The organism is Buchnera aphidicola (Brevicoryne brassicae) (assembly GCF_005082825.1).
Lineage (GTDB): Bacteria > Pseudomonadota > Gammaproteobacteria > Enterobacterales > Enterobacteriaceae > Buchnera > Buchnera aphidicola_AK.
Genome location: NZ_CP034882.1, coordinates 96,740 through 119,549, shown reverse-complemented (window position 1 = coordinate 119,549; position 22,810 = coordinate 96,740). Strand labels below are relative to the sequence as shown.

Below are 22,810 nucleotides of genomic sequence, written 5' to 3'. Positions count from 1 at the left end.
TTAAAAAAATTTTTAATTACATAAATGAATTAATTCATTAATTTTTTTACTATTTATTCTTTCATACAATGGAGAAAATTTTTTGATTTTATGACATAACAAAGGTTTTTTAATATCTTTCCAAGTTAAATTTGAAATTAAAAAAGATTCTGTTTTACTTGCAAGATCGGGTAATATTGGTTTTAAAAAAACCATTACTATTCTGAATAAATTAATACCCATTGTGCAAATTTCATGTAATTTATTATCTTTTTTTGTTATCTTGATTTTCCAAGGTTGTTTTTCATTAATATATTTATTAGCCATATCTATTAATCTCATAGATTCTCGTGTGACAGAATGAAACTCACGGTTTTCTAAAAAATTTTGAATAATAAAACTTTTATTTATAAAATATTTATATAGTTCAATGTCACTTAATTCATTAGATAAATATCCATTAAAATATTTTTCTATAAAACCAGCACTTCTTGAAGCTAAATTAACTAATTTATTTACAATATCACTATTTATCTTTTGAACAAAATCCTCTAAGTTGATTTCAATATCACTTATTTTATTTGATAATTTGGTAGCATAATAATAGCGTAAACTATCTGAATCAAAAAATTTAATCCAATCTCTTGCTTTAATTAATTTAATATTACGTGATTTTGATAGTTTTATTCCATTCATAGTAACATAACCATGAACAAAAATACCATTAGGTTTTCTCAAAGAAACTGCTTCTAATATTGAAGGCCAAAATAAAGTATGAAAATAAATAATATCCTTACCAATAAAATGATATAATTCATAATTAGATTTTTTATTCCATAATTTATCAAAATTTAATTTTTTATTTTTATAACAAAGATTTTTAAATGTACTTATATAACCGAGAGGAGCATCTAACCAAACATAAAAATATTTCTTGGGGAATTTTGGTATTTTAAATCCAAAATACGGTGCATCTCTAGAAATACCCCATGATTTTAAGCCTTCTTTCAACCATTCTTCTGTTTTTTTAATAACTGAATCTTCTAAAACACCAGAGTATATCCATTTCTTTAACATATGACTAAAAAAAGGCAAATCAAAATATAAATGCTTAGTATTTTTTAAAATAGGTTTTTCTCCGGATATCACAGATATCGGATCAATTAAGTCAATAGGTTCATAAGTTGCACTACATATCTCACAATTATCACCATATTGATTTTCTGAACGACAAAGAGGACAACGCCCTTTGATAAACCTATCTGGAAGAAATATTTTTTTTATATTATCATAAAACTGAAATATTTTTTTTTGTTTAATTAAACCTTTTTCATTTAAAATTTTAAATGTTTTTCTTAATAAGTGTAAATTCTCTATACTATGTGTAGAATGATAGTTATCATAAGAAATTTTAAAATTTAAAAAATCTTTTTCGTGTTCTTTCTTTACTTGTTTAATCAAATCAGTTGAAGATATTCCTAAATGTTCAGATTTTAACATAATAGCAGTACCATGGGCATCATCAGCAGAAACAAACCACACTTCATGACCGAGCATTTTTTGATAACGCACCCAAATATCAGCTTGAATATGTTCTAGCATATGACCTATATGAATAGAACCATTTGCATAAGGTAAGGCACAAGTGACTAAAATTTTTCTAAGTACATTTGACATGATATTATATTTTTTAAAATAAAGAATATAATATACAAAATAAAATCAATCGTAAACTATTCTTTTTTAATAAAATATTATTCTTTATTAATACGACTAGGTATAACTCCATTTTGACTTTTGTATTTAGCTTCAGGACGAGAGTTATAAGGATATGATACTGATTGAGAAAGAATTTCAAAACTAAGAGCAGCTATTTTCATTTTAGGACGTAATACTAAAGTTAATTTTCCAGCATTGAAGATTTCTAGAACAATATTACCTTGCCATCCTGGATCAATACGATGTGCAGTAGCATGAATCATCAAACCTAAACGAGCTAAAGAAGAACGACCATCTAACCAACCTACTAAATTATTTGGAATAGTAATATTTTCTAAAGTAGAGGAAAGTACTAAAGAACCAGGTTGTAAAAACAATGGTTTTTCTTGAGAAAAAACTATTTCATCACTCATAACTTCTTTTAATGCTAAAGTTGTATTCTCTTTTGAATCACTTAAATCAATACAAGATCTAATATGATCGTAAAAAAAACGGAATTTATTACTAAGATGTATATCAACAGTAATACCATGAATTAGTTCTTTTTGAGGATAAGGTTTAATAATTAATTTTTTTCTTTTTAACCATTTTTGAATGTCTTTATCACATAAACGCATTTTTTTTCCTATTTAAAATAAATGTATTTTAAAGATATTATTTACTGTAAAAACATAATAAAATATGTGTTAAATAATACATAAAATATAATAGCAGAGACATTTTTTAACATCATCTGCTATTTATGTTTTTAAATATAAAATATAATATTAATTATACAATTAATATAATTTTTATATAAAAAAACATTAATAATTTTGATTTTATTAGGACTAAAACTATTTTTTTATTGACCAATTGGTATGAAAATAACCAGATTGATCAGTTCTTTGATAGGTATGTGAACCAAAATAATCTCTTTGAGCTTGTATAAGATTGGCTGATGAATTGACAGTACGATAACTATCATAATATGATATTGCTGCAGCAAAAGTAGGAATAGAAATACCATATTTTATTGATTGGATAACAATGTTACGTAATGAAATTTCGTATTCATTAGCTATTTTTGAAAAATAAGGTGTTAATAATAAATTCACTATAGTTTTATTACAAGAATATTCTTCGGTTATTTTTTGTAAAAAATTTGCTCGAATAATACATCCAGATCTAAAAATTTTAGCAATTTCGCCATATTCTAAATTCCAAGAATATTTTTCTGAAGCTCTTTTTAACTGAGAAAAACCTTGAGCATAAGAAATTATTTTTCCTAAATATAAAGCACGTCTAACTTCTTCAATAAAATTATTTTTATCTTTTATACAAGTTTTTATATTGGGTCCTTTTAATGTTTTTGATGCAGCTATACGTTGTTCTTTAAGAGAAGATAAATAACGCGAAAAAACAGATTCAGTAATTAATGAAAGGGGCTCACGAAGTTCTAAAGCGTTTTTACTAATCCATTTTCCAGTTCCTTTATCTTCTGCAACATCTAAAATAAAATCTATTAAATAATTTTCATTTCCGTCTTTCATAACAAAAATATCTTTTGTAATATCAATTAGATAACTGTTTAATTCACCTTTATTCCATTGAGAAAACGTATTTGCCAATTCTTCATTATTCATATGTAACAAATGTTTTAATAGAAAATATGATTCTGCAATTAATTGCATATCACCGTATTCAATACCATTGTGTACCATTTTCACATAGTGTCCAGCACCATTAGGACCTATATAGCTTACACATGGTTCATTTTTAAATTTAGCTGATATTTTTTGCAACATAGAAGATACCAATTTATATGCTTTTTTTTGACCTCCTGGCATAATTGATGGACCAGTTAATGCTCCTAATTCACCTCCAGAAACTCCCATTCCAATAAAATTAATACCTTGTTTAGATAATTCATTGTTTCTTCGCATAGTGTCTTTATAAAAAGTATTTCCTCCATCAATTAATATATCTTCTTTTTCTAAATAAGGAGTAATTAATTTGATAGTTTCATCAGTTGCTTTTCCTGATTGTACCATTAATAAAATACATCTAGGTTTTATAAGTGAATTAACAAATTCTTTAATAGAAAAATAAGGAAAAATATTTTTTCCTATATTTTTATTAATTACATCTTCTGTTACTGATTTTGTTCTATTATATATAGACACAGTATAATTTTTACTTTCAATATTTAATGCTAAATTCCGTCCCATTACTGCCATTCCTACAACACCAATTTGTTGTTTTGACATTTTGTTCTCCAGCTAAAATATTGTTAAAAGTATTTTTAAAAAATACTATTTTTATTTAAAATTTTTACAATAAATGATATTATAACTATTTTTCATTTATTAAAAACAAAATATTAAAATAACATTTCTGTTGATTTAAAATACAAAAATTTTTTTATATTACGTTTGGCTTTTAAAACAAAAAGAAAAAGTTAATCATATACTATCTAATAAATTGAAAAAATTAATAGATATAATATACGTAATTGATATAATTAAATTTATTTGAAATTGAAATATTATAAATTGATTTTTAATAATTTTTGCTATATTTAAACTACAAAAATATAACTTGTTCTTAAAACAAATAGTATTTTTTTAATTAAAAATTACTATTTTTTTCATTTCTTTTTTTTAAATTATTTAAAACCATACTAAAATTTAAATTTTGCTCATGTAATAATACAATTAAATGATAAATTAAATCTGCAGATTCATTAACTAATTCATTTTTATCTTTTTTTATAGCTGCTAATATTGTTTCTATAGCTTCTTCACCAACTTTTTGTGCTATACGACTTGTTCCAGATTTATATAAATCAGCTGTATATGAATTATTCATATCTACATTTTTTCTATTTTCTATAATATTTTCTAATTTGTTAAGAATATTGACATTATATTTTTTTGAAAAAAAACAACTGTTATTTCCTAAATGACATGTTTCTCCTGTAGATTCTGTTAAAACTAAAAGCGTATCATAATCACAATCAAGAATAATTTCGATAACTTTTAAATAATTTCCTGATTTTTCTCCTTTAGTCCATAAACGATTTTTAGTACGAGAATAAAATGTTACTAAACCATTTTTTTGAGTTTTTAATAAAGCTTCTTTATTCATATATCCATGCATTAAAACTTCATGAGAAAAATAATCTTGTACTATTACAGGCAACATACCATTAGTTTTAATCCAATTAAGATTTAACAGATCTTTTTGATTTAACATGTTCTAATCTCTATTCCTTTTTTAATTAAAAATTTTTTCAAAAGTTTTATATTTACTATATTTTTATGAAAAACAGATGCAGCTAAAACTCCATCTACATTAGAATAATACAAGGCATCATAAAAATGATTTATATTTCCTGCTCCTCCTGACGCAATTAAAGGAATTTTACAAATAGACCTTATTTCACTAAGTTGAAAAAGATCATAACCTTCTTGCAATCCATCTTTATTCATCATGTTTAAAACAATTTCACCAGCTCCTTGTTCTTGAACTTTTTTTACCCAATCAAAAGTTTTCCAATTAGTTTGATAAGTTTTATTAACGTCTCCTGTATACTGTTGCACCATGTAACATTTTTTTGATTCATCATACAAAGAATCTATTCCAACTACCGTACATTGCACACCAAATCGTTCTGAAATTTTCGTGATTAAATTAGGATCATTTAGAGCTGAAGAATTAATTGATATTTTATCTGCACCACTAGATAGAATGTTTTTCGCATCATCTACACTTTTAATTCCCCCAGCAACACAAAAAGGTATATTGATTATTTGAGCAATTTTTTCTATCCAAGTCCTATCGACTAATTTATTTTTTGTTGCAGCTGTTATATCATAAAATACTAATTCATCTATACCATCGTTTGCATAACATTTAGAAAGTGGTAATATATCACCTATAATTTCATGATTTTTAAATTGCACCCCTTTTACAACTAAACCGTTACTAACATCAAGACATGCTATTATTCGTTTTGCCAGCATTGTAACGCTTCCTCTATAGTAAACTTTTTTTCTAATAAACTACGACCAACAATGACATTTTGTACTCCAGTTTTTTTTAAAGAAATAATATCTTGTAATGCTGATACTCCTCCAGAAGCTTGAAATTCTATATCTTTAAAAGATTTTACGATTTCTAAATATAATTTAATATTTGGACCTAATAATGTTCCGTCTTTCGATATATCAGTACATAATACATGTTTTAATTGACTTGAAAAAAAATATTGAATTATTTCTTCTAATGAGTAATTAGTTTTTTTTTGCCAACCATTAATATATATTTCTTTTTTACTGTTATTAGTAATATGAATATCTAAAGCTAAAACAATTGCATCTGAACCATAATTGTTTAACCATTCTTTTACTTCATCTTTATTTATTATAGCAGAAGAGCCAATTACTACCCTTTTAGCGCCAAGATTTAAAAGAATTTCTATATCTTTTGCATTTCTTATACCTCCTCCGATTTGTATTGGAATATTAGTGTAAGAAAGTATTTTTTTTAATAATTCTAACTGTCTATTTTTACTGTTTTTTGCTCCGTCTAAATCTACCAAATGAATAAGTTTAACTCCCTTTAATGCATATTGTTCTAAAGATTCATATAAATTTATATCATAATTTTTTTGATGACAATAATTTCCTTGGTACAAACGTACTGCTTTACCATCAATTAAATCAAATGCAGGAATAATCATTAATTTACATCTCCAAAAAATTCTTTAATAATTGAGCGCCTATATGCCCAGATTTTTCTGGATGAAATTGAACTCCAAAAAAATTATTTTTTTGTATAACTGAACTAAAATTAATATCATAATTAGTAGTAGATAACGTATATTTATTAATTGGAACTATATAGCTATGAACAAAATAAAACCTTGAATTATTTGGTATATGTTTAAATAATGGATATGATTTATTAAATAAAACCTGATTCCATCCTATATGAGGTAATGGTAAATTATTAGTTTTTAAACGCAATACAGAAGATTTAATTATACCAATAGTTTTAACTCCATTACCCTCTTCACTAAAATCACAAAAAAGTTGCATTCCAAGGCATATACCTAAAACTGGTCTTTTAAAGTCTTGAATGATATTAATTAGTTTTTTTTTAGATAAAATTTTCATTACTGCCGCAGCTGTACCTACTCCTGGCAAAAAAATTTTTTTAGAATTTATTACTATAGAAGGTTCAGAAGTTATAAAAGGATAATAACCTAATTTTTCAATTGCTACTTTAATTGAAGTTAAATTAGCACAACCAGTATCTAATATTACTATATCTTCCATTATAAAAATCCTTTTGAAGTTGGTAGTTTATTGCCTTCTATCTTGATAGCTTGACGTAACGTACGTCCAAAAGATTTAAATAAACTTTCAACACAATGATGATCGTTTTTTCCTTCAGCATATAAATGAAGTGTAATTTTCATAGAATAAGAAAGGGAATAAAAAAAATGTTCAATCATATTAGTACTGAGATCACCAACCATTTTATGATTAAATGTTGCTTGAAATTTTAAGTATGGACGATTTGATATATCTATAATACAGTTGGATTTACTTTCATCCATAGGTATATAACAACCGAATCTACATAAACCATTTTTTTTTCCTAAAGATTTTAACAAAGCTTCTCCCAATGCAATTCCTGTATCTTCTACAGTATGATGATCATCAATATGAATATCACCTATGGCAAAAATATTCATATAAATTCCACTATGTACTGCTAATTGTTCCAACATATGATCAAAAAACTTTATACCAGTATTGATTTTACTATTTTCTTCTGAATCTAAAGAAACTTGTATTTGTACTTTAGTTTCCTTTGTTTTTCTAATAATTTCTGCATATCTGTTATTTTTTATAATCTCATTTTTAATGTCAATCCAATCAAATGAATCTTCTCTATATTGAATACCAGTTATTTTCATGTTTTTTGCTAACATCATATCTGTATCGCGATCACCAATAACATAACTACGCTTTCGATCTATTTTATTTAACCATGGTTGTACCATATTTATTTTAGGTTTACGACATTCACAATTATCATTAATAAAATGAGGACAAATTAATATATCATCAAACACCACCCCTTCTGAACGAAAAATATTTATCATAAAAAAATGAGGTTTATTAAAATTTTTTAAAGGAAAAGTTTTACTACCTAAACCGTCTTGGTTAGTAACCATAATTAATTTATAATCAAATTGTATTAATTTAAGCAATGAAGAAATGACGTTTTTTTTAAAAACTAATTTACTTATTGAATCTACTTGAAAGGTATCAGTTGGTTCATTAATTAATGTACCATCTCGATCAATAAATAATAATTTATTTTTCATTTAAACCTCTTTTAGACATATTTTTTTTAGAAAAAACTTCAATTTCTTCAATTAAACGTGAACATTCTAAACGTGTTCCTATTGTAATTCTTAAACATTTTTTTAAGTTAATTTTTTCATTTTGATTTCTTAAAATTATCCCTTTATTCCATAATGTTTCAAAAACTTCTTGAAACATAAAAAACTTTACTAATAAATAATTAGCATTACTATCAAATATTTTTTCTACACATGAAAGATTTTTTAATTTGTCAACTAACCAAATACGATTAGAATTTAATTCTAATACTCTATTTTTCATTAAATTAATAAAGTTTATGTTTAAAGATTGAATGGCTATATCAGAAATAGGTGTAGGAATTGGATAAGGACTAATTACTTTATTTAAAATTGTAATAATTTCTTTTTGTGCTAAAATAAAACCACATCGTATTCCAGCTAAAGAAAATGCTTTAGACAACGTTCTTAAAATCACTAAATTAGCATATTTTTTTAAATAAAAAGTCATGCTTTCTTTTGGTGAAAATTCAATATATGCTTCATCTACTACAACTAAACATTTATTCAAAGTGATTTCTAATAAAAAAATAAGATCTTTTTTTGGGATAATATTCCCGGTTGGATTATTTGGATTGCAAATGTATATTAATTTTACTTTGTTTAAATTTAATTGAATTTTTAATAAATCTAATTGCCAAGTATTTTTGAAAGTAGGTATTTCTTTAATTTTTACATTAGATATTTTAGCGTTAACCCCATACATATCATAAGTAGGTGGACAATAAATAATTGTATCTTCTCCTGGTTCACAAAAAGCTTTTATTAACAACTCAATTCCTTCATCTGCTCCTCTTGTTGCTAATATTTGATCGGGAAGTACTTGAACATAGTTAGCATAAGCAAATATTAAATTTTCAGGTTGGCATGTTGGATAACGATTAAATAATTTTTTTTTTGATTTAAAAGAACAAGATATAGGTGATTCATTTGCATTTAACCATATATCACCATGCTCTCCTCCAATACGTCTTGCAGATTGATAAGGTTCTAGTTTTTGTATATTAATTCTTGCTAATTTAATTATATCATCTATCATTTTATTTTTCCTTTAAAAAATCTACTCGAATTTTTACGGCGTTTTTATGAGCGTCAAGTTTTTCTGCAGAAGATAAAATTTCAAGAGTCTTAGATAATTCTATTAATCCGTGAGATGTTAGTTCTTGAATTAATATACGTTTTTGAAAGTCAGCTAATCCTAAAGCAGAATTAGTAATAGATTTTCCATATGTAGGCAAAACATGATTCGTACCAGATGCATAATCACCTGCAGATTCAGGAGACCACTGACCTAAAAAAATAGAACTAGCATTTGAAATATGATTAAGTATTTTTCTTGGATCTTTTGTTTGAATAATTAAATGTTCAGGAGCATAAATATTTGATATATAAACACATTGTGTTATATCTTTAGCAATGATAATCATACTGTTTTTTAGTGCTTTTGAAATTTCTGATAATCTAGATAATTTTTTTATTTGTTGATTAAGAGAAATAACTACTTTTTGTGATAATTTAATGCATGGAGTTAATAAAATTACTTGAGAAGACATACCGTGTTCAGCTTGGGACAGTAAATCAGCAGCAATAAAATCTGGATTCGCTGTTTCATCAGCAATAACTAACAATTCTGATGGTCCTGCTAACATATCTATCTCTGATCCATTAAAAACAGAACTAACTTGCAATTTTGCTTCTGTTACATAAACATTACCAGGACCAAAAATTTTATCTACTTTAGGAATACTTTCAGTACCAAAAGCAAGTGCAGCTATTGCTTGTGCTCCTCCAATTTGAAAAATTTTATTAATACCACAAACATGTGATGCATAAAGAACTTTATTACTAATAGGTGGAGGAGAACAAAGTATAATTTCTTTACATCCAGAAATTTTAGCAGGTATTGCCAACATTAAAACAGTTGAAAATAAAGGTGCTGTTCCACCAGGAATATAAATTCCGATAGAATTTAAAGGCACACTGATCTGTTGACAACGTACTCCATTTTGTGTTTCGATATCTATTGTTGATGATATTTGTGCTTCATGAAAAGATGTGATATTTTTTTTTGCAACTAAAATTGAATCTTTTAATTTTTCGCTCAAAGTGAATGAAGATGAAGAAATTTTTTCTTCAGGGATTTGTAATTTATCTAAATAAAATTTATCAAATAAAATAGAATATTTTTTTAATGCTTTATCACCTTTAGTGATAACATTTTCTATGATTTTTTTTACAGTTTTTTTTATATTATTACTTTCTTTTAGTACAGGTCTTGATAATATTTTTTTTTGTTCATTAAAATTTAATTTATCCCAATGAAAAATATTTTTAAAATATGCCATTATAATTTTTACTCCATCATTTTCTCAATTGGCAAAACTAAAATAGAACTTGCACCTAAAGATTTTAATTTTTCCATTGTTTCCCAAAATAATGTTTCACTGCTTACCATATGCATTGCTACTCGATTATCATCACCAGCTAATTTTAAAATAGTAGGTCTTTCTGCTCCACGTAATAAAGATATTACTTCTTCTAGTTTATTTACTGGTGCATGTAACATAATATACTTAGATTCACGAGCTTTAATTACGCCTTTGATACGTGTCATTAATTTATTAATCACTTCTTTTTTTATATTATTAATATCACTAGTCTTACAAATAAGACATGCACGAGAACAATATACCACTTGAACTTCACGTAAACCATTAGCTTCTAATGTCGCTCCCGTTGAAACTAAGTCACAAATAGCATCTGCTAAACCAGCTCTAGGTGCAACTTCTACTGATCCATTTAACATACAAGATTTAAATGAAATATCTTTCTCATCTAAATACTTTTTTAATAAATGAGGATAAGAAGTAGCTATTCTCATATTTTTTAAAGAATTTATATTAGAATACGTACTATTTACTGGAACAGCTAAAGATAATCTGCAAATTCCAAAATCAAGACGTCTTAAAGTTATGTAAGAATGTTCTGATTTTTGTGATATTCTATTTAATAATTCTTCTTCAAGAACATTTTCTCCAACTATTCCAAGATCTACTACTCCATCCATTACTAATCCAGGAATATCATCATCACGCACTAACATAGCATCGATAGGCATATTTTCAGCAAAAGCTATCAATTTTTGTTGTTTTAAATTAATTTTAATTCCACAACATGTCAATAACTTAATAGAATCACTACTTAATCGCCCAGTTTTTTGCATTGCTATACGTATACGATTATTATCAAACATATTAAAAATTCCTTAAATTTTTTACAAAATGCAAATTTATACTTTTAAAAAATAAAAAACCCAAAAAAATAAGGGCTTTTAAAAGGTTTATAGTTATTGTATTAAAAAAATTATGATTAAATATTAAATATAGATTAAATAATTTTATCGTAAAACTAAAATATAATAAATAAAAATTATTTATTATACAAAAACATAAAATCTAATTTTAAAAAAAAATTTAAAGAATTTTTAAATTAAAAAGAAAAAACTACTATTTTTTATAAAAAACACGATCTAAGAAATCAAAAAAATTAAAAATTATTTTCTATTGAATAGAAGTTTAAATTTAAAAAAATAAAAAATAGAGAATATTATAATATTTATATGAATCAATTCTCTTAAAAAAATACTTTAATATTTTTTCATCTAAACACTAATTTCAATTATCACTATAATTGCAGCATCACTTCCAAAAACTTTAGGTGCTTGATGAAAAGCTATAACATCTGGATGTTGAGACAACCAAAAGGGAATTTGTTTTTTTAAAATATGTTTACCATGTCCATGCATAACATGTGCACAAAATATTTTTTCTTTTTGACATGTTGTAATTAATTCACCTAAAGCTTTTTGTGCTTGATATTGAGTTAATCCATGTAAATCTAAAAAAATATCTGGATTATATTTTCCATTTTTCAAATTTTGTAAAATATTAAATGAATTTTTATTACGAATATAAGAAACTGGATTATCTTTAAAAAAATCTTTTTTATTTCTATTAGAAAAATAATGACTATGAGCATCTTGTTCAAAAATATTACGTTTAAAAATAATATGTTTATCATTTTGTTTATGAATTCGAGAATGAAAAATAGTATCTTGTACAATCTCACGGGTATCATTTAACCATTGGCGAAACAAAATATTTTTGTCAATAGTATAGCGACTATTTTTATTCATAATTTTTACCAAAAATTAATGTTTGATTTTATATATTTTGAATTAATTATATAATTTAGTTTTTATAAAAACAACAAATAAAAAGTTTGTCATTAGTAATTTTAAAAAAATTAATATTTATATAAATAAATTTTTTTAATATTTTAAAAAATAAAAAATCATTTTTTTATATTTATTCTGTATAGTTATATTATTCAATTTTAATAATATAAAAAAAAATGTCTGGAAATACAATTGGTAAAATATTTTGTGTAACTACTTTTGGTGAATCACACGGTGAAGCATTAGGATGTATAGTTGATGGAACTCCACCAGGTCTGAAATTGTCTTGTGAAGATCTACAATATGATTTAAATCGCAGACGTCCTGGTGTTTCTCGTTATACTACACCACGATATGAATTAGATAAAGTTCATATACTTTCTGGAATATTTAATGGAATTACAACTGGTACTAGTATAGGATTAATTATTAATAATAGCGATCAACGTTCTAAAGACTATAGTGATATAAAAAACTTATTTAGACCAGGACATGCTGATTATACTTATGAAAAAAAATACGGCATAAGAGATTATCGTGGAGGAGGAAGATCTTCTGCTCGTGAAACCGCTATGCGAGTCGCAGCAGGAGCAATTGCAAAAAAATATCTTCAACAAAAACATGGTATAACCATACGTGCATATTTATCAGCTATGGGTGATATAAATTGTTCACTGAAATCTTGGGAAGAAGTAGAAAAAAATGATTTTTTTTGTTCTGATTTTGAAAAAATACCAGAACTGGAGAAATTAATTAAACATTTAAAAAAAACAGGTGATTCTGTTGGAGCTCAAGTTACAATTATTGCTGAAAATATTCCTATAGGACTTGGAGAACCAGTTTTTGATCGTCTTGATGCTGACTTAGCACATGCGTTGATTAGTATTAATGCTGCAAAGGGAATAGAAATTGGAGATGGTTTTTTAGTTGTAAATCAAAAAGGAAGTGAACATCGTGATGAAATGACAACACAAGGTTTTTCCAGTAATCATTCTGGAGGTATTTTAGGCGGTATTAGTAACGGACAAAATATTATTTTAAAAGTAGCATTCAAGCCTACATCTAGTATTAGAAAAATAGGTAATACAATAAATACAAACAATGAACAAGTAAAAATAACTATTAAAGGCAGACATGATCCATGTGTAGGTATTCGTGCGGTGCCAATAACTGAAGCAATGGTCGCAATTGTTTTAATGGATCATTTATTACGTTTCAGAGCTCAATGTGGTAAATAATAAATTTTTTAAAAAATAACTTGTTATTAAATAATAGAGCTACTAAATTATGTTTATTTTAGTAGCTTGTTTTATTAAACATTTATAATTTATATTTATATAATATCATTTAAATAATTTATAACAATACTATGATGTTTGTGACATTGAAATTTAAAAAATACTTTTTCAATTATACCGACAACATTTATTAAAAAACTAGTTCGATGAAGACCATAGTATTGTTTTCCCATAAAATATTTTTCACCCCAAATACCAAATTTCTTACTAACAAGGTATTCTTGATCAGATAATAAATTAAAATTTAGCATTTTTTTATTTCTAAAAGATAACAATTTATCAATAGGATCAGGACTAATTGCTAAAATTTCTATATTTTTACTCTTAAAAAATTCTATATTATCTCGTATGTTACAAGCTTGTATTATACAACCTGAAGTCATAGCTTTAGGATAAAAATAAAGTAATACTTTTCTACCTAAAAAATCTGATAATTGTATTAGTTTTTTATTATGATTAGGTAAAATAAACTGTGGAGCAATAGTTCCAGATTTAAGTATGTTCATTGTATAATACATTCCTTATATAATGAAAACAATAAATATTAAAATAATATATTCTTGTTTTGTATCAAAATCATTTTAAAAAAATTAATTATATTTTTAAAATATTATATTTATTATCTATATACTTTATTTTAGATATATCTCAAACAGACCGTAACGTGTTGTTTTATAAAGGAGGACAGCTAATGTTCACAGGAAGTATTGTTGCACTAATTACACCCATGGATGAAAAAGGTCAAATTTGTCGTGCTAGTTTAAAAAAGTTAGTTGATTATCATGTATTTAATAACACTAAAGCTATTGTTTCTATTGGAACCACTGGAGAATCTGCAACACTAAGTCAAGAAGAACATATAAACATTGTTATGCTTACTTTAGAATTAGCAGATAATCGTATTCCAATCATTGCAGGAACAGGAGCTAATGCTACAACAGAAGCTATATCTTTAACTAAAAGATTTGAAAAATCTGGTATTTCTGCTTGTTTAACTGTCACACCGTATTATAACAGACCAACACAAGAAGGATTATATCAACATTTTAAAGCAATTTCAGAAAATACTGATTTACCACAAATTCTATATAATGTACCTAGTCGTACTGGATGTGATTTACTACCAGAAACAGTTGCTAGGTTATCTAATTTAAGTAATATAATAGGCATTAAGGAAGCAACAGGTGATTTATCAAGAATTAATAAAATTAAAGAATTAGTCGAAAACGATTTTTTGTTAATTAGTGGAGATGATACAACCGCTTTAGACTTTATACAATTAGGAGGTCAAGGTGTTATATCAGTTACAGCTAATATTGCAGCAAAGGAAATGGTGCAAATTTGTTCATATGCACTAAAGGGAGATTTCGTAAACGCAAGATCTATAAATAAACGTTTAATATTATTACACGAAGCACTATTTATAGAACCTAATCCTATCCCAATAAAATGGTTAGCTAAAAAAATAGGATTAATAAAATACGATACACTTCGTTTACCAATGACTTCTGCTTCAAATTATACGCAATTAAAACTTGAAAAAGCAATTCAACATGCTAATATTACAAAATATTAAAAAAAATAAAATATTTTTCAAAATTATAATTATATTTCAATTTTTAAATTTATTTTTAATGACATCTTGTACATTAAAAGATTTAGAAAAAGATAATAATCTTTTTTTCAATGAAAGTAAAAAGCAATTAAAAACATTATTAGTTCCAAAAGGAATTACGATTCCTGAAAAAAATAAAGAATACAATATTCCCTATACAGATAAAGATCTAGAAAAAGAAAATTACGATATATTTCCTCCTATATAAAATATTTTTTGAATTAAACTTTAATCACGTAGTAATTGGTGCAGATTATCTTTATGATACTCTGCATCACTGTATAAAAAACTTAAAGATAATATTTTTTAAATACAACTTAAACAAATTAAGTAAATAATTCTATCATAATATTTTCATACATACGGCTTAATAACTGTAAATCACATATTTTTACACATTCATTAACTTTATGAATAGTATTGTTAGTCAATCCTAATTCTACTATTTCAGAACCCATTAATGCAATAAACCTTCCGTCAGAAGTTCCTCCGGAAGTAGATAAAATAGGAGCTTTTTTATTAAAATGCATAATGGATTTTATTACAGTATCTACTAAAATACCCTTTTTAGTAAAAAAGGGTTGACCTGAAAGAAACCATTTTATGGTATAATTAATATTATTTTTATTAAGAATATCTGTAATTTTTTCTTTAATTTCTAAATCAGAAATTTCTGTACTAAAACGAATATTAAATTGAACAAATAAAGTCCCTGGAATAATATTGTTAGTACCATCACCTGCATGAATATTTGCAATATTTATAATAGTAGGTGAAAAAAAATTATTTCCATTATCTAATTTTACTGATAATATTTTTAAAATAATAGGTAATCCTTTATGTATTGGATTATCAGCTAAATCAGGATAAGCAATATGTCCTTGTATCCCATAAATAGTTAAATTTGCTGTAATTGAACCACGTCGACCATTTTTTATAACATCACCTACTATAAAAGTACTAGATGGTTCACCTACGATACAATAATCAATCATATCATTTCTAGAAGTTAAATATTCTACTACCTTAATAGTACCGTTACTTGCATGAGATTCTTCATCTGAAGTAATAAGAAAAGACAAACGTCCTGTATGATTTGGAAACTTATTTATAAATCTTTCAGTAGCAATTATCATCGAAGATAATGCACCTTTCATATCTGAAGATCCCCTTCCAAATAAAACACCATTTTTAATAATTGGATCAAAGGGATTACTATGCCAATCTTTTTCTTCTCCTGGTGAGACTACATCTGTATGACCTGCAAATGTTAAAGTTTTTCCTGATCCTCTAAAAGCCCAAAAATTTTTTGTATCTTTAATATTAATAACTTTAATTTGAAATCCAATTTTGCGTAAACGCTTTATAATAATATCTTGACAACCTAAATCTTGAGGGCTGAGAGATGGAATACGAATTAATCTTTGTGCTAATTTAGTGATTGGACAAATCATATCTTTTCCTAAATTAATTTTTAATTTATTGTGAAATTCATTTTTAAGCTTAAAAATATATGGGGCAATAATCAAGCCCCATAATGATTAAATAATGATTAAGTAAAAATTAAGATTGTAATAAAATTAGTGATTGATGTACTATATTATCTACGGTAAAACCAAATTTTTTAAATAATTCTTCTGCAGGACCAGATTCACCAAAAGTTTTCATGCCAATAATTAAACCATTGATTCCCACATATTTATACCAAAAATCTTCTATACTAGCTTCTACAGCAATTCTTTTAGTAACATAAGAGGGTAATATAGATTCTTTGTATATATTGTCTTGTCTATCAAAAACATTAGTAGAAGGCATTGAAACGACACGTACAGAATATCCTAAAGAAGTAATTTTTTTTGCTGCAAGTAAAGTAATATGTATTTCTGAACCTGTTGATATTAAAATTAAATCAAGTAATTCTTTAGAATCATATAATACATATGCTCCACAAGAAATATTTTTTAATTGTTTAGAATTTCTGTTAGATTGAAATAATATTTGACGTGATAAGATAATTGCTGTTGGTCCTGATCTTTTTTCGATAGCATTTTTCCAAGCTATTGCAGTTTCTACTTGGTCGCTAGGTCTCCACACATCAATATTCGGAGTCATGCGTAAATTTGCTAACTGTTCTATTGGTTGATGTGTAGGACCATCTTCACCTAAACCAATAGAATCATGAGTATATACAAAAATATGTTTTGTATTCATTAAAGCAGCCATACGAATGGCATTGCGTGCATATTCGAAAAAAATTAAAAAAGTAGCAGTATATGGAATGAAACCACCATGATGAGATATACCGTTAGCAATAGCTGTCATTCCAAATTCGCGAACTCCGTAATGAATATAATTACCAGATAAATTTTTTAAAACAGAACGAGAACCAGACCATATAGTTAAATTACTAGGTGATAAATCTGCTGATCCACCAATCATTTCTGGCAATATTTTTCCAAATTCTTCTAATGTATTTTGTGAAGCTTGTCGACTAGCAATGTTTTTTTTGTCTTTTTGCAAAGAAAAAATATAACTCTTAGTTTTTTTATGCCAATCATCAGGCAATTTATTATTGACTCGTCTTAAATATTCTATTGCTAAAATAGGATAATCATTTTTATACAAAGAAAATTTTTTATTCCATTCATTTTCAAAATCAGAACCTTTTTTTGTACAATTCCATTTTTTATAAATTTTATTAGGTATTTCAAAAGGAGGATAGTTCCAATTTAATTTTTCTCTTGTTAAGAAAATTTCTTTTTCTCCTAAAGGAGCTCCATGTGATTCTTCTGTACCTGATTTATTTGGAGATCCGAAACCGATAATTGTAGTACAAATAATAATTGAAGGTTTATTTTTTATTAATTTTGCTTCTTTTATACTTTTTTTTATAGATTCTGAATCATGACCATTTACGTTATCAATTACATGCCAGTTATAAGATTCAAAACGTTTTACTGTATCATCTGTAAACCAATTAGACACTTTACCATCTATAGAAATACCATTTTTATCATAAAAAACAATTAACTTACCGAGCTTTAAAGTTCCTGCTAAAGAGCAAACCTCATGAGAAATACCTTCCATTAAACAACCATCACCCACAAAAACCCAAGTATAATGATCAACTATATCATAGTTTGGTCGATTAAAATAAGAACTTAAGTTTCTCTCTGCAATAGCCATACCAACGGCATTAGCTAAACCTTGTCCTAGTGGACCAGTTGTTATTTCAACACCAGGTGTTTCACCTATTTCAGGATGTCCTGGAGTTTTTGAATTAAGTTGTCTAAAATTCTTTAGTTCTTCTATTGATAATTTATATCCTGTAAGATGCAAAAGACTATACAATAGCATTGAACCATGTCCATTGGAGAGTATAAAACGATCACGATCATTCCAATTAGGATTTTCCGGATTGTGTTTTAAAAAATCTCTCCATAAGACTTCAGCAATGTCTGCCATTCCCATAGGCATTCCGGGATGTCCTGATTGTGCTTTTTGAACAGCATCTACACTGAGCATACGAATTGCATTAGCTAATTCTCTTCGTGAACACATACATTTTCCTTAAACATACAAAATAAATTTTAATACTTCTTATTTTGAATAAGATTACATTTTTTTAGAAAGTATTTTTTCTAAAAGTAATTGATCTCTTCCAAAATTTCGTATACCTTCAGATAATTTTTCTACTGCCATAGCATCTTGGTTATGTTCCCATCTAAATTCTTCTTCAGAAAGAGCTTTAGGTTTAGCTAAAAAAACATTATTTGGAATAAGATTTCTTTTTAATTTTTCATTATTAGATTCTAATTCTTTTAATAAAATAGGTGAAATAGTTAATCGATCACATCCAGATAAATATAATATTTGTTGAATATTACGGAAACTAGCACCCATAATTATAGTTTTGTAATTATGTTTTTTATAATAATCATATATTTTACAAACTGATATAACACCAGGATCTTTTTCTTTAGAAGACTTTGATATTAATTTTTGAGAAACATACCAATCATAAATACGTCCAACGAAAGGAGAAATTAAAAATACGTTTGATTCTGCACAAGCACGTGCTTGTGCAAAAGAAAATAAAAGCGTTAAATTACAAAGGACATTTTCTTTTTTAAGTTCTTCGGCGGCTTTGATACATTCCCATGTAGCTGCTAATTTGATTAAAACTCTATTCCTCATGATTCCTTGTTCTTCATATAAATCAATTATTTTTTTTGCTTTTAAAATGCATTTTTCTGTACTAAAAGATAAACGAGCATCAACTTCACTAGAAACATAACCAGGTATATATTTTAAAATTTCTACTCCAAGATCAACTAATATTTTATCACTTGCATGAATTATTTTATCTTTATATGAACCTCCTTTTTTTTTACCATATTGTATTGCTTGATCAATAAAAAATTGATTATTGTTTGAACTTATCGCTTGAAGTATTAGAGATGGATTAGTAGTTGCATCTTCTGGTTTGTATTTACATATAGATTTTATATCACTAGTATCTGCAACAACAGTTGTAAATTCTTTTAATGCACTTAATTGATTCATGTTTTTATTCTCTATTTTGATAACTATAAAAAATTTAAATTTTAATATATTTAAATCATATATTAAAAATATATATTTTATTCAATAGTAACTAATAATTAATTATTAATAAGAAAAAAATCATTTTAATACTGTAAATATTAAAATGATTTTCTTATTTAAAAATATTTAAAAAAATATTTATTCATTTGAAAAAACACTTTTTATTCTCATTTATATAAACACAAAAAAAATTTTTTATAAATTATTAAACATGAAAAAAATTAATATTTTTTTACTATTAATGACACGTTCGTACCGCCGAAACCGAAACTATTTGACATTGCTGTATTGATTTCTATGTCAATAGTTTTTTGAATAATATTCATATTTTTTGCGTACGGTTCTATTTCTTTAATATTAATTGTTGGAGCTATAAAATTGTATTTAAACATTAGTAATATATAAATAATTTCATGAACTCCTGATGCACCTAATGCATGACCAGTTATTGATTTTGTTGCTGAAATCATTGGCATTTTCTTATTTAAAAAAACTTCTTTAATTGCTTTTAACTCTATTAAATCACCTTTTCTAGTAGAAGTTCCATGTACATTTAGATAATCAATAGATATATTTTTTTCTTTTTGAGCTAAATTCATACAACGAATAGCTCCTTTTCCTGACGGCAAAACCATGTTTTTACCATCAGAAGTAGCAGCATATCCAATAATTTCGGCATAAATATTAGCAGAACGAGATAAAGCAAAGTTTAATTCTTCAATAACTAAAATTCCTGCACCACCTGAAATCACAAAACCATCACGATTGAGGTCGTAAACACGGGATGCCACTTTGGGATTATTATTAAACTTGGATGATAACACTTTCATCATATCAAATTCACGAGCTAGCTCTATACTAATTTCGTCAGCTCCACCTGCAAAAACAAGATCTTGACTTCCAGATTTAATTAATTCAAATGCATTTCCAATACAATGTGCAGAAGTAGAACATGCTGAACTAATAGAGTAACTTACTCCATAAATTTTAAATAAGGTAGATAAGCAAGATGATATTCCAGAAGGCATTGTTTTAATTGCAAGATAAGGACTAATAGGATTTACACTATCTGGAATTTTCATAGAACTCATAATATTATGCGTATAATATTTTGGAAAACTACATCCTGAACCAGCGATTAATCCTACACGAGGATTTTTTTGATACTGTTCAGTTGTTATTTTGGCATCTTTAATAGCTTCTATCATAGATATAAAAGAATATTTAGAAGCATCATTCATAAAACGAGATGCTTTTTTTTTTATTATATTTTTCTCCTTTAGTTTAACATTACCCCAAATTTGACTACGCATGCCTAATTTTTTCATATCTTCTGAAAAAACAACACCAGAATTTCCATTATACAATGAATTAAACACTTCGTTTTCATTATCACCAATACTAGAAACAATACCAAAACCTGTAATTACTACTCGTTTCACTATTAATCCTTACACTAAAAAAAACAATTATGTATATAATTTAAATTTTTACATAAAAAAATATCACTTGCATAAAAAATATTATAAATATATTAAATATAATTCTTATTCTTAAGTAAAATTTTAATTCTCATCACTCATATAAAAATTTTTATGGATAAAAACATGAATCAACTAGAAACTGGTATTCTTTATATTGTACCAACACCAATTGGTAATTTATTAGATATAACTTATAGAGCATTAGAAATTTTAAAAAATGTCGATTTAATTGCTGCTGAAAATATTAGACATACTAATATTTTACTACAAAATTTTAATATTAAAAACCATCTAATATTAATGAACAAAGATAATGAAAAAAAACAAAGTGATAATTTGATTCAAAAATTAAAAAGAGGGGAAAAAATTGCTTTAGTTTCTAATGCAGGAACACCAATTATTAATGATCCTGGTAATATTTTGATACAAAAATGTTATTTTTTTAACATTAAAATCATTCCTCTTCCAGGGCCTTGTGCAGCTATTACCGCATTAAGTGCTTCTGGCATAAATAATAACCGTTTTTGCTATGAGGGTTTTTTACCTTCCAAAAAAAAAACAAGGTGCAATTTATTATTTTCTTTAAAAGAAGAAACACGTACAATGATTTTTTATGAGTCAAAATATAGAATACTTCAAAGTATAGAAGATATAATAGAACAAATAGGTAAAAATAGACATATAGTAATTGCTAGAGAGATTACAAAAAAATGGGAATCTATATACGGAGCAAACGCCATTTTAATTCTTGAATGGCTTAAACAAGACAAATATCGTTATAAAGGAGAAATGGTAATTATTGTTGAAGGTTTTAAAAAATCTAAAAAAAATAATTTATCAAAAAAAATATTAGATACTTTTTTAATATTAAGAAATTTTTTATCATTAAAACAATCTGTTTTAATTACTTCTAAAATACATCAAATCAGTAAAAATAATTTATATCAACATGTAATTAAAAAGAAATGTGACAAAACAATTTAAATAATATATCATTTTATATCGAAGTTGACCAAACAGTCGCTGTTTAGTTTTATTAAAAATTAAAAAGAGGAAAGTCCGGGCTCCACAGAGCAGGGTGCCAGGTAACACCTGGAAAGCGTAAGCTTATGACTAGTGCAACAGAAAAAAAACCACCTATTTTTTTATACTTTTAATAAAAATATGGCCAGGGTGAAAAGGTGTGGTAAGAGCACACCGCATAATTGGTAACAATTTATGGCATGGTAAACTCCACCCGGAGCAAAGCTAAATATAGGGTATTTTTTGTATTGCTCGTACTATACAAACCTGGGTAGGCTGCTTGAATTAATAAGTGATTATTAATCTAGATGAATGACTGTTAAAACAGAACCCGGCTTACAGGTCAACTTCACTAATTAAATTTTAATTTAATATAATAAAAATCTTTTTTTCTATAAAGGTAAT

General features: G+C 25.8%; 21 protein-coding genes and 1 other RNA gene. 5 read left to right on the top strand and 17 right to left on the bottom strand.

Annotation, left to right across the window (positions count from 1 at the left end; translation table 11 throughout):
* Positions 1–12: 12 nt before the first annotated feature.
* The 12 genes from metG to smrB all read right to left on the bottom strand — a co-directional run bounded on the left by metG (position 13) and on the right by smrB (position 12,335).
* Positions 13–1,656 carry a methionine--tRNA ligase gene (metG, locus tag D9V66_RS00565; protein ID WP_158365519.1) on the bottom strand — a complete coding sequence of 548 codons (1,644 nt, stop codon included), beginning with the start codon at positions 1,654–1,656 and terminating at the stop codon, positions 13–15.
* 77 nt (positions 1,657–1,733) lie between these two features.
* Positions 1,734–2,315, bottom strand: a complete 582-nt coding sequence (gene dcd / locus D9V66_RS00560) for a dCTP deaminase (protein ID WP_158365518.1) — start codon at positions 2,313–2,315, stop codon at positions 1,734–1,736.
* Between the two features lie 219 nt (positions 2,316–2,534).
* Positions 2,535–3,947, bottom strand: coding sequence for an NADP-dependent phosphogluconate dehydrogenase (gene gndA / locus D9V66_RS00555; protein WP_158365517.1), 1,413 nt, complete (start codon positions 3,945–3,947; stop codon positions 2,535–2,537).
* A gap of 361 nt (positions 3,948–4,308) precedes the next feature.
* Positions 4,309–4,935 carry a bifunctional phosphoribosyl-AMP cyclohydrolase/phosphoribosyl-ATP diphosphatase HisIE gene (gene hisIE, locus D9V66_RS00550; protein WP_158365516.1) on the bottom strand — a complete coding sequence of 209 codons (627 nt, stop codon included), beginning with the start codon at positions 4,933–4,935 and terminating at the stop codon, positions 4,309–4,311.
* Positions 4,929–5,705 (bottom strand): imidazole glycerol phosphate synthase subunit HisF, encoded by a 777-nt coding sequence (gene hisF / locus D9V66_RS00545; protein ID WP_158365515.1) that lies wholly within the window; start codon positions 5,703–5,705, stop codon positions 4,929–4,931. The genes hisIE and hisF overlap by 7 nt, the downstream gene beginning before the upstream one ends.
* Positions 5,687–6,424, bottom strand: a complete 738-nt coding sequence (gene hisA / locus D9V66_RS00540) for a 1-(5-phosphoribosyl)-5-[(5-phosphoribosylamino)methylideneamino]imidazole-4-carboxamide isomerase (RefSeq protein ID WP_158365514.1) — start codon at positions 6,422–6,424, stop codon at positions 5,687–5,689. The genes hisF and hisA overlap by 19 nt, the downstream gene beginning before the upstream one ends.
* 4 nt (positions 6,425–6,428) lie before the next feature.
* Positions 6,429–7,022 carry an imidazole glycerol phosphate synthase subunit HisH gene (hisH, locus tag D9V66_RS00535; RefSeq protein WP_158365513.1) on the bottom strand — a complete coding sequence of 198 codons (594 nt, stop codon included), beginning with the start codon at positions 7,020–7,022 and terminating at the stop codon, positions 6,429–6,431.
* On the bottom strand, positions 7,022–8,083 hold the full coding sequence (gene hisB / locus D9V66_RS00530) for a bifunctional histidinol-phosphatase/imidazoleglycerol-phosphate dehydratase HisB (RefSeq protein ID WP_158365512.1): 1,062 nt from the start codon (positions 8,081–8,083) through the stop codon (positions 7,022–7,024). Before hisB ends, hisH begins: the two co-directional genes overlap by 1 nt.
* Positions 8,073–9,179: a histidinol-phosphate transaminase gene (gene hisC, locus D9V66_RS00525; RefSeq protein ID WP_158365511.1), complete on the bottom strand. Its 1,107-nt coding sequence runs from the start codon at positions 9,177–9,179 to the stop codon at positions 8,073–8,075. The genes hisB and hisC overlap by 11 nt, the downstream gene beginning before the upstream one ends.
* 1 nt (position 9,180) lies before the next feature.
* A complete protein-coding gene (gene hisD / locus D9V66_RS00520) occupies positions 9,181–10,485 on the bottom strand; it encodes a histidinol dehydrogenase (RefSeq protein WP_158365510.1) in 1,305 nt (434 codons plus the stop codon).
* A gap of 8 nt (positions 10,486–10,493) precedes the next feature.
* Positions 10,494–11,393 carry an ATP phosphoribosyltransferase gene (hisG, locus tag D9V66_RS00515; RefSeq protein ID WP_158365509.1) on the bottom strand — a complete coding sequence of 300 codons (900 nt, stop codon included), beginning with the start codon at positions 11,391–11,393 and terminating at the stop codon, positions 10,494–10,496.
* 408 nt (positions 11,394–11,801) lie between these two features.
* The gene (gene smrB / locus D9V66_RS00510) at positions 11,802–12,335 is read right to left on the bottom strand and encodes an endonuclease SmrB (RefSeq protein WP_158365508.1); all 534 of its coding nucleotides are present in this window, start codon (positions 12,333–12,335) and stop codon (positions 11,802–11,804) included.
* Between the two features lie 218 nt (positions 12,336–12,553).
* Between smrB and aroC the strand changes: the two genes are divergently transcribed.
* Complete coding sequence (gene aroC, locus D9V66_RS00505; RefSeq protein WP_158365507.1) at positions 12,554–13,615, top strand: chorismate synthase; 1,062 nt, start codon at positions 12,554–12,556, stop codon at positions 13,613–13,615.
* A 95-nt stretch (positions 13,616–13,710) separates the two neighbouring features.
* On the opposite strand, the gene bcp is transcribed toward aroC, so the two are convergent.
* On the bottom strand, positions 13,711–14,181 hold the full coding sequence (bcp, locus tag D9V66_RS00500; protein ID WP_158365506.1) for a thioredoxin-dependent thiol peroxidase: 471 nt from the start codon (positions 14,179–14,181) through the stop codon (positions 13,711–13,713).
* 185 nt (positions 14,182–14,366) lie between these two features.
* On the opposite strand from bcp, the gene dapA reads away from it, so the two are divergent.
* Positions 14,367–15,251, top strand: a complete 885-nt coding sequence (dapA, locus tag D9V66_RS00495) for a 4-hydroxy-tetrahydrodipicolinate synthase (protein ID WP_158365505.1) — start codon at positions 14,367–14,369, stop codon at positions 15,249–15,251.
* A gap of 58 nt (positions 15,252–15,309) precedes the next feature.
* Positions 15,310–15,498, top strand: a complete 189-nt coding sequence (locus D9V66_RS00490; RefSeq protein ID WP_261979321.1) for a hypothetical protein — start codon at positions 15,310–15,312, stop codon at positions 15,496–15,498.
* Positions 15,499–15,616: 118 nt separating this feature from the next.
* On the opposite strand, the gene dapE is transcribed toward D9V66_RS00490, so the two are convergent.
* The 4 genes from dapE to D9V66_RS00470 form a co-directional block, all read right to left on the bottom strand.
* Positions 15,617–16,744: a succinyl-diaminopimelate desuccinylase gene (dapE, locus tag D9V66_RS00485; RefSeq protein WP_158365503.1), complete on the bottom strand. Its 1,128-nt coding sequence runs from the start codon at positions 16,742–16,744 to the stop codon at positions 15,617–15,619.
* A 109-nt stretch (positions 16,745–16,853) separates the two neighbouring features.
* Positions 16,854–18,851, bottom strand: coding sequence for a transketolase (tkt, locus tag D9V66_RS00480; RefSeq protein WP_158365502.1), 1,998 nt, complete (start codon positions 18,849–18,851; stop codon positions 16,854–16,856).
* Between the two features lie 54 nt (positions 18,852–18,905).
* A complete protein-coding gene (gene tal, locus D9V66_RS00475) occupies positions 18,906–19,856 on the bottom strand; it encodes a transaldolase (protein ID WP_158365501.1) in 951 nt (316 codons plus the stop codon).
* Positions 19,857–20,119: 263 nt separating this feature from the next.
* A complete protein-coding gene (locus D9V66_RS00470; RefSeq protein WP_158365500.1) occupies positions 20,120–21,340 on the bottom strand; it encodes a beta-ketoacyl synthase N-terminal-like domain-containing protein in 1,221 nt (406 codons plus the stop codon).
* 165 nt (positions 21,341–21,505) lie between these two features.
* Here D9V66_RS00470 and rsmI point away from each other — a divergent pair, with 165 nt between their 5' ends.
* Entirely contained in the window at positions 21,506–22,366 is an 861-nt protein-coding gene (gene rsmI, locus D9V66_RS00465) for a 16S rRNA (cytidine(1402)-2'-O)-methyltransferase (protein ID WP_158365499.1), read from the top strand.
* Between the two features lie 20 nt (positions 22,367–22,386).
* Positions 22,387–22,760, top strand: an RNA gene (rnpB, locus tag D9V66_RS00460) — RNase P RNA component class A.
* Positions 22,761–22,810: the final 50 nt, after the last annotated feature.

Bases quoted from the DNA above. Each gene is read 5' to 3' on its own strand.
- hisD (WP_158365510.1), bottom strand. From the start codon at position 10,485: ATGGCATATTTTAAAAATATTTTTCATTGGGATAAATTAAATTTTAAT.
- hisIE (WP_158365516.1), bottom strand. From the start codon at position 4,935: ATGTTAAATCAAAAAGATCTGTTAAATCTTAATTGGATTAAAACTAAT.
- dapE (WP_158365503.1), bottom strand. From the start codon at position 16,744: ATGATTTGTCCAATCACTAAATTAGCACAAAGATTAATTCGTATTCCA.
- rsmI (WP_158365499.1), top strand. From the start codon at position 21,506: ATGAATCAACTAGAAACTGGTATTCTTTATATTGTACCAACACCAATT.
- gndA (WP_158365517.1), bottom strand. From the start codon at position 3,947: ATGTCAAAACAACAAATTGGTGTTGTAGGAATGGCAGTAATGGGACGG.
- hisG (WP_158365509.1), bottom strand. From the start codon at position 11,393: ATGTTTGATAATAATCGTATACGTATAGCAATGCAAAAAACTGGGCGA.
- dapA (WP_158365505.1), top strand. From the start codon at position 14,367: ATGTTCACAGGAAGTATTGTTGCACTAATTACACCCATGGATGAAAAA.
- aroC (WP_158365507.1), top strand. From the start codon at position 12,554: ATGTCTGGAAATACAATTGGTAAAATATTTTGTGTAACTACTTTTGGT.
- tkt (WP_158365502.1), bottom strand. From the start codon at position 18,851: ATGTGTTCACGAAGAGAATTAGCTAATGCAATTCGTATGCTCAGTGTA.
- smrB (WP_158365508.1), bottom strand. From the start codon at position 12,335: ATGAATAAAAATAGTCGCTATACTATTGACAAAAATATTTTGTTTCGC.
- D9V66_RS00490 (WP_261979321.1), top strand. From the start codon at position 15,310: ATGACATCTTGTACATTAAAAGATTTAGAAAAAGATAATAATCTTTTT.
- bcp (WP_158365506.1), bottom strand. From the start codon at position 14,181: ATGAACATACTTAAATCTGGAACTATTGCTCCACAGTTTATTTTACCT.
- hisC (WP_158365511.1), bottom strand. From the start codon at position 9,179: ATGATAGATGATATAATTAAATTAGCAAGAATTAATATACAAAAACTA.
- hisB (WP_158365512.1), bottom strand. From the start codon at position 8,083: ATGAAAAATAAATTATTATTTATTGATCGAGATGGTACATTAATTAAT.
- dcd (WP_158365518.1), bottom strand. From the start codon at position 2,315: ATGCGTTTATGTGATAAAGACATTCAAAAATGGTTAAAAAGAAAAAAA.
- metG (WP_158365519.1), bottom strand. From the start codon at position 1,656: ATGTCAAATGTACTTAGAAAAATTTTAGTCACTTGTGCCTTACCTTAT.
- hisF (WP_158365515.1), bottom strand. From the start codon at position 5,705: ATGCTGGCAAAACGAATAATAGCATGTCTTGATGTTAGTAACGGTTTA.
- tal (WP_158365501.1), bottom strand. From the start codon at position 19,856: ATGAATCAATTAAGTGCATTAAAAGAATTTACAACTGTTGTTGCAGAT.
- hisA (WP_158365514.1), bottom strand. From the start codon at position 6,424: ATGATTATTCCTGCATTTGATTTAATTGATGGTAAAGCAGTACGTTTG.
- hisH (WP_158365513.1), bottom strand. From the start codon at position 7,022: ATGGAAGATATAGTAATATTAGATACTGGTTGTGCTAATTTAACTTCA.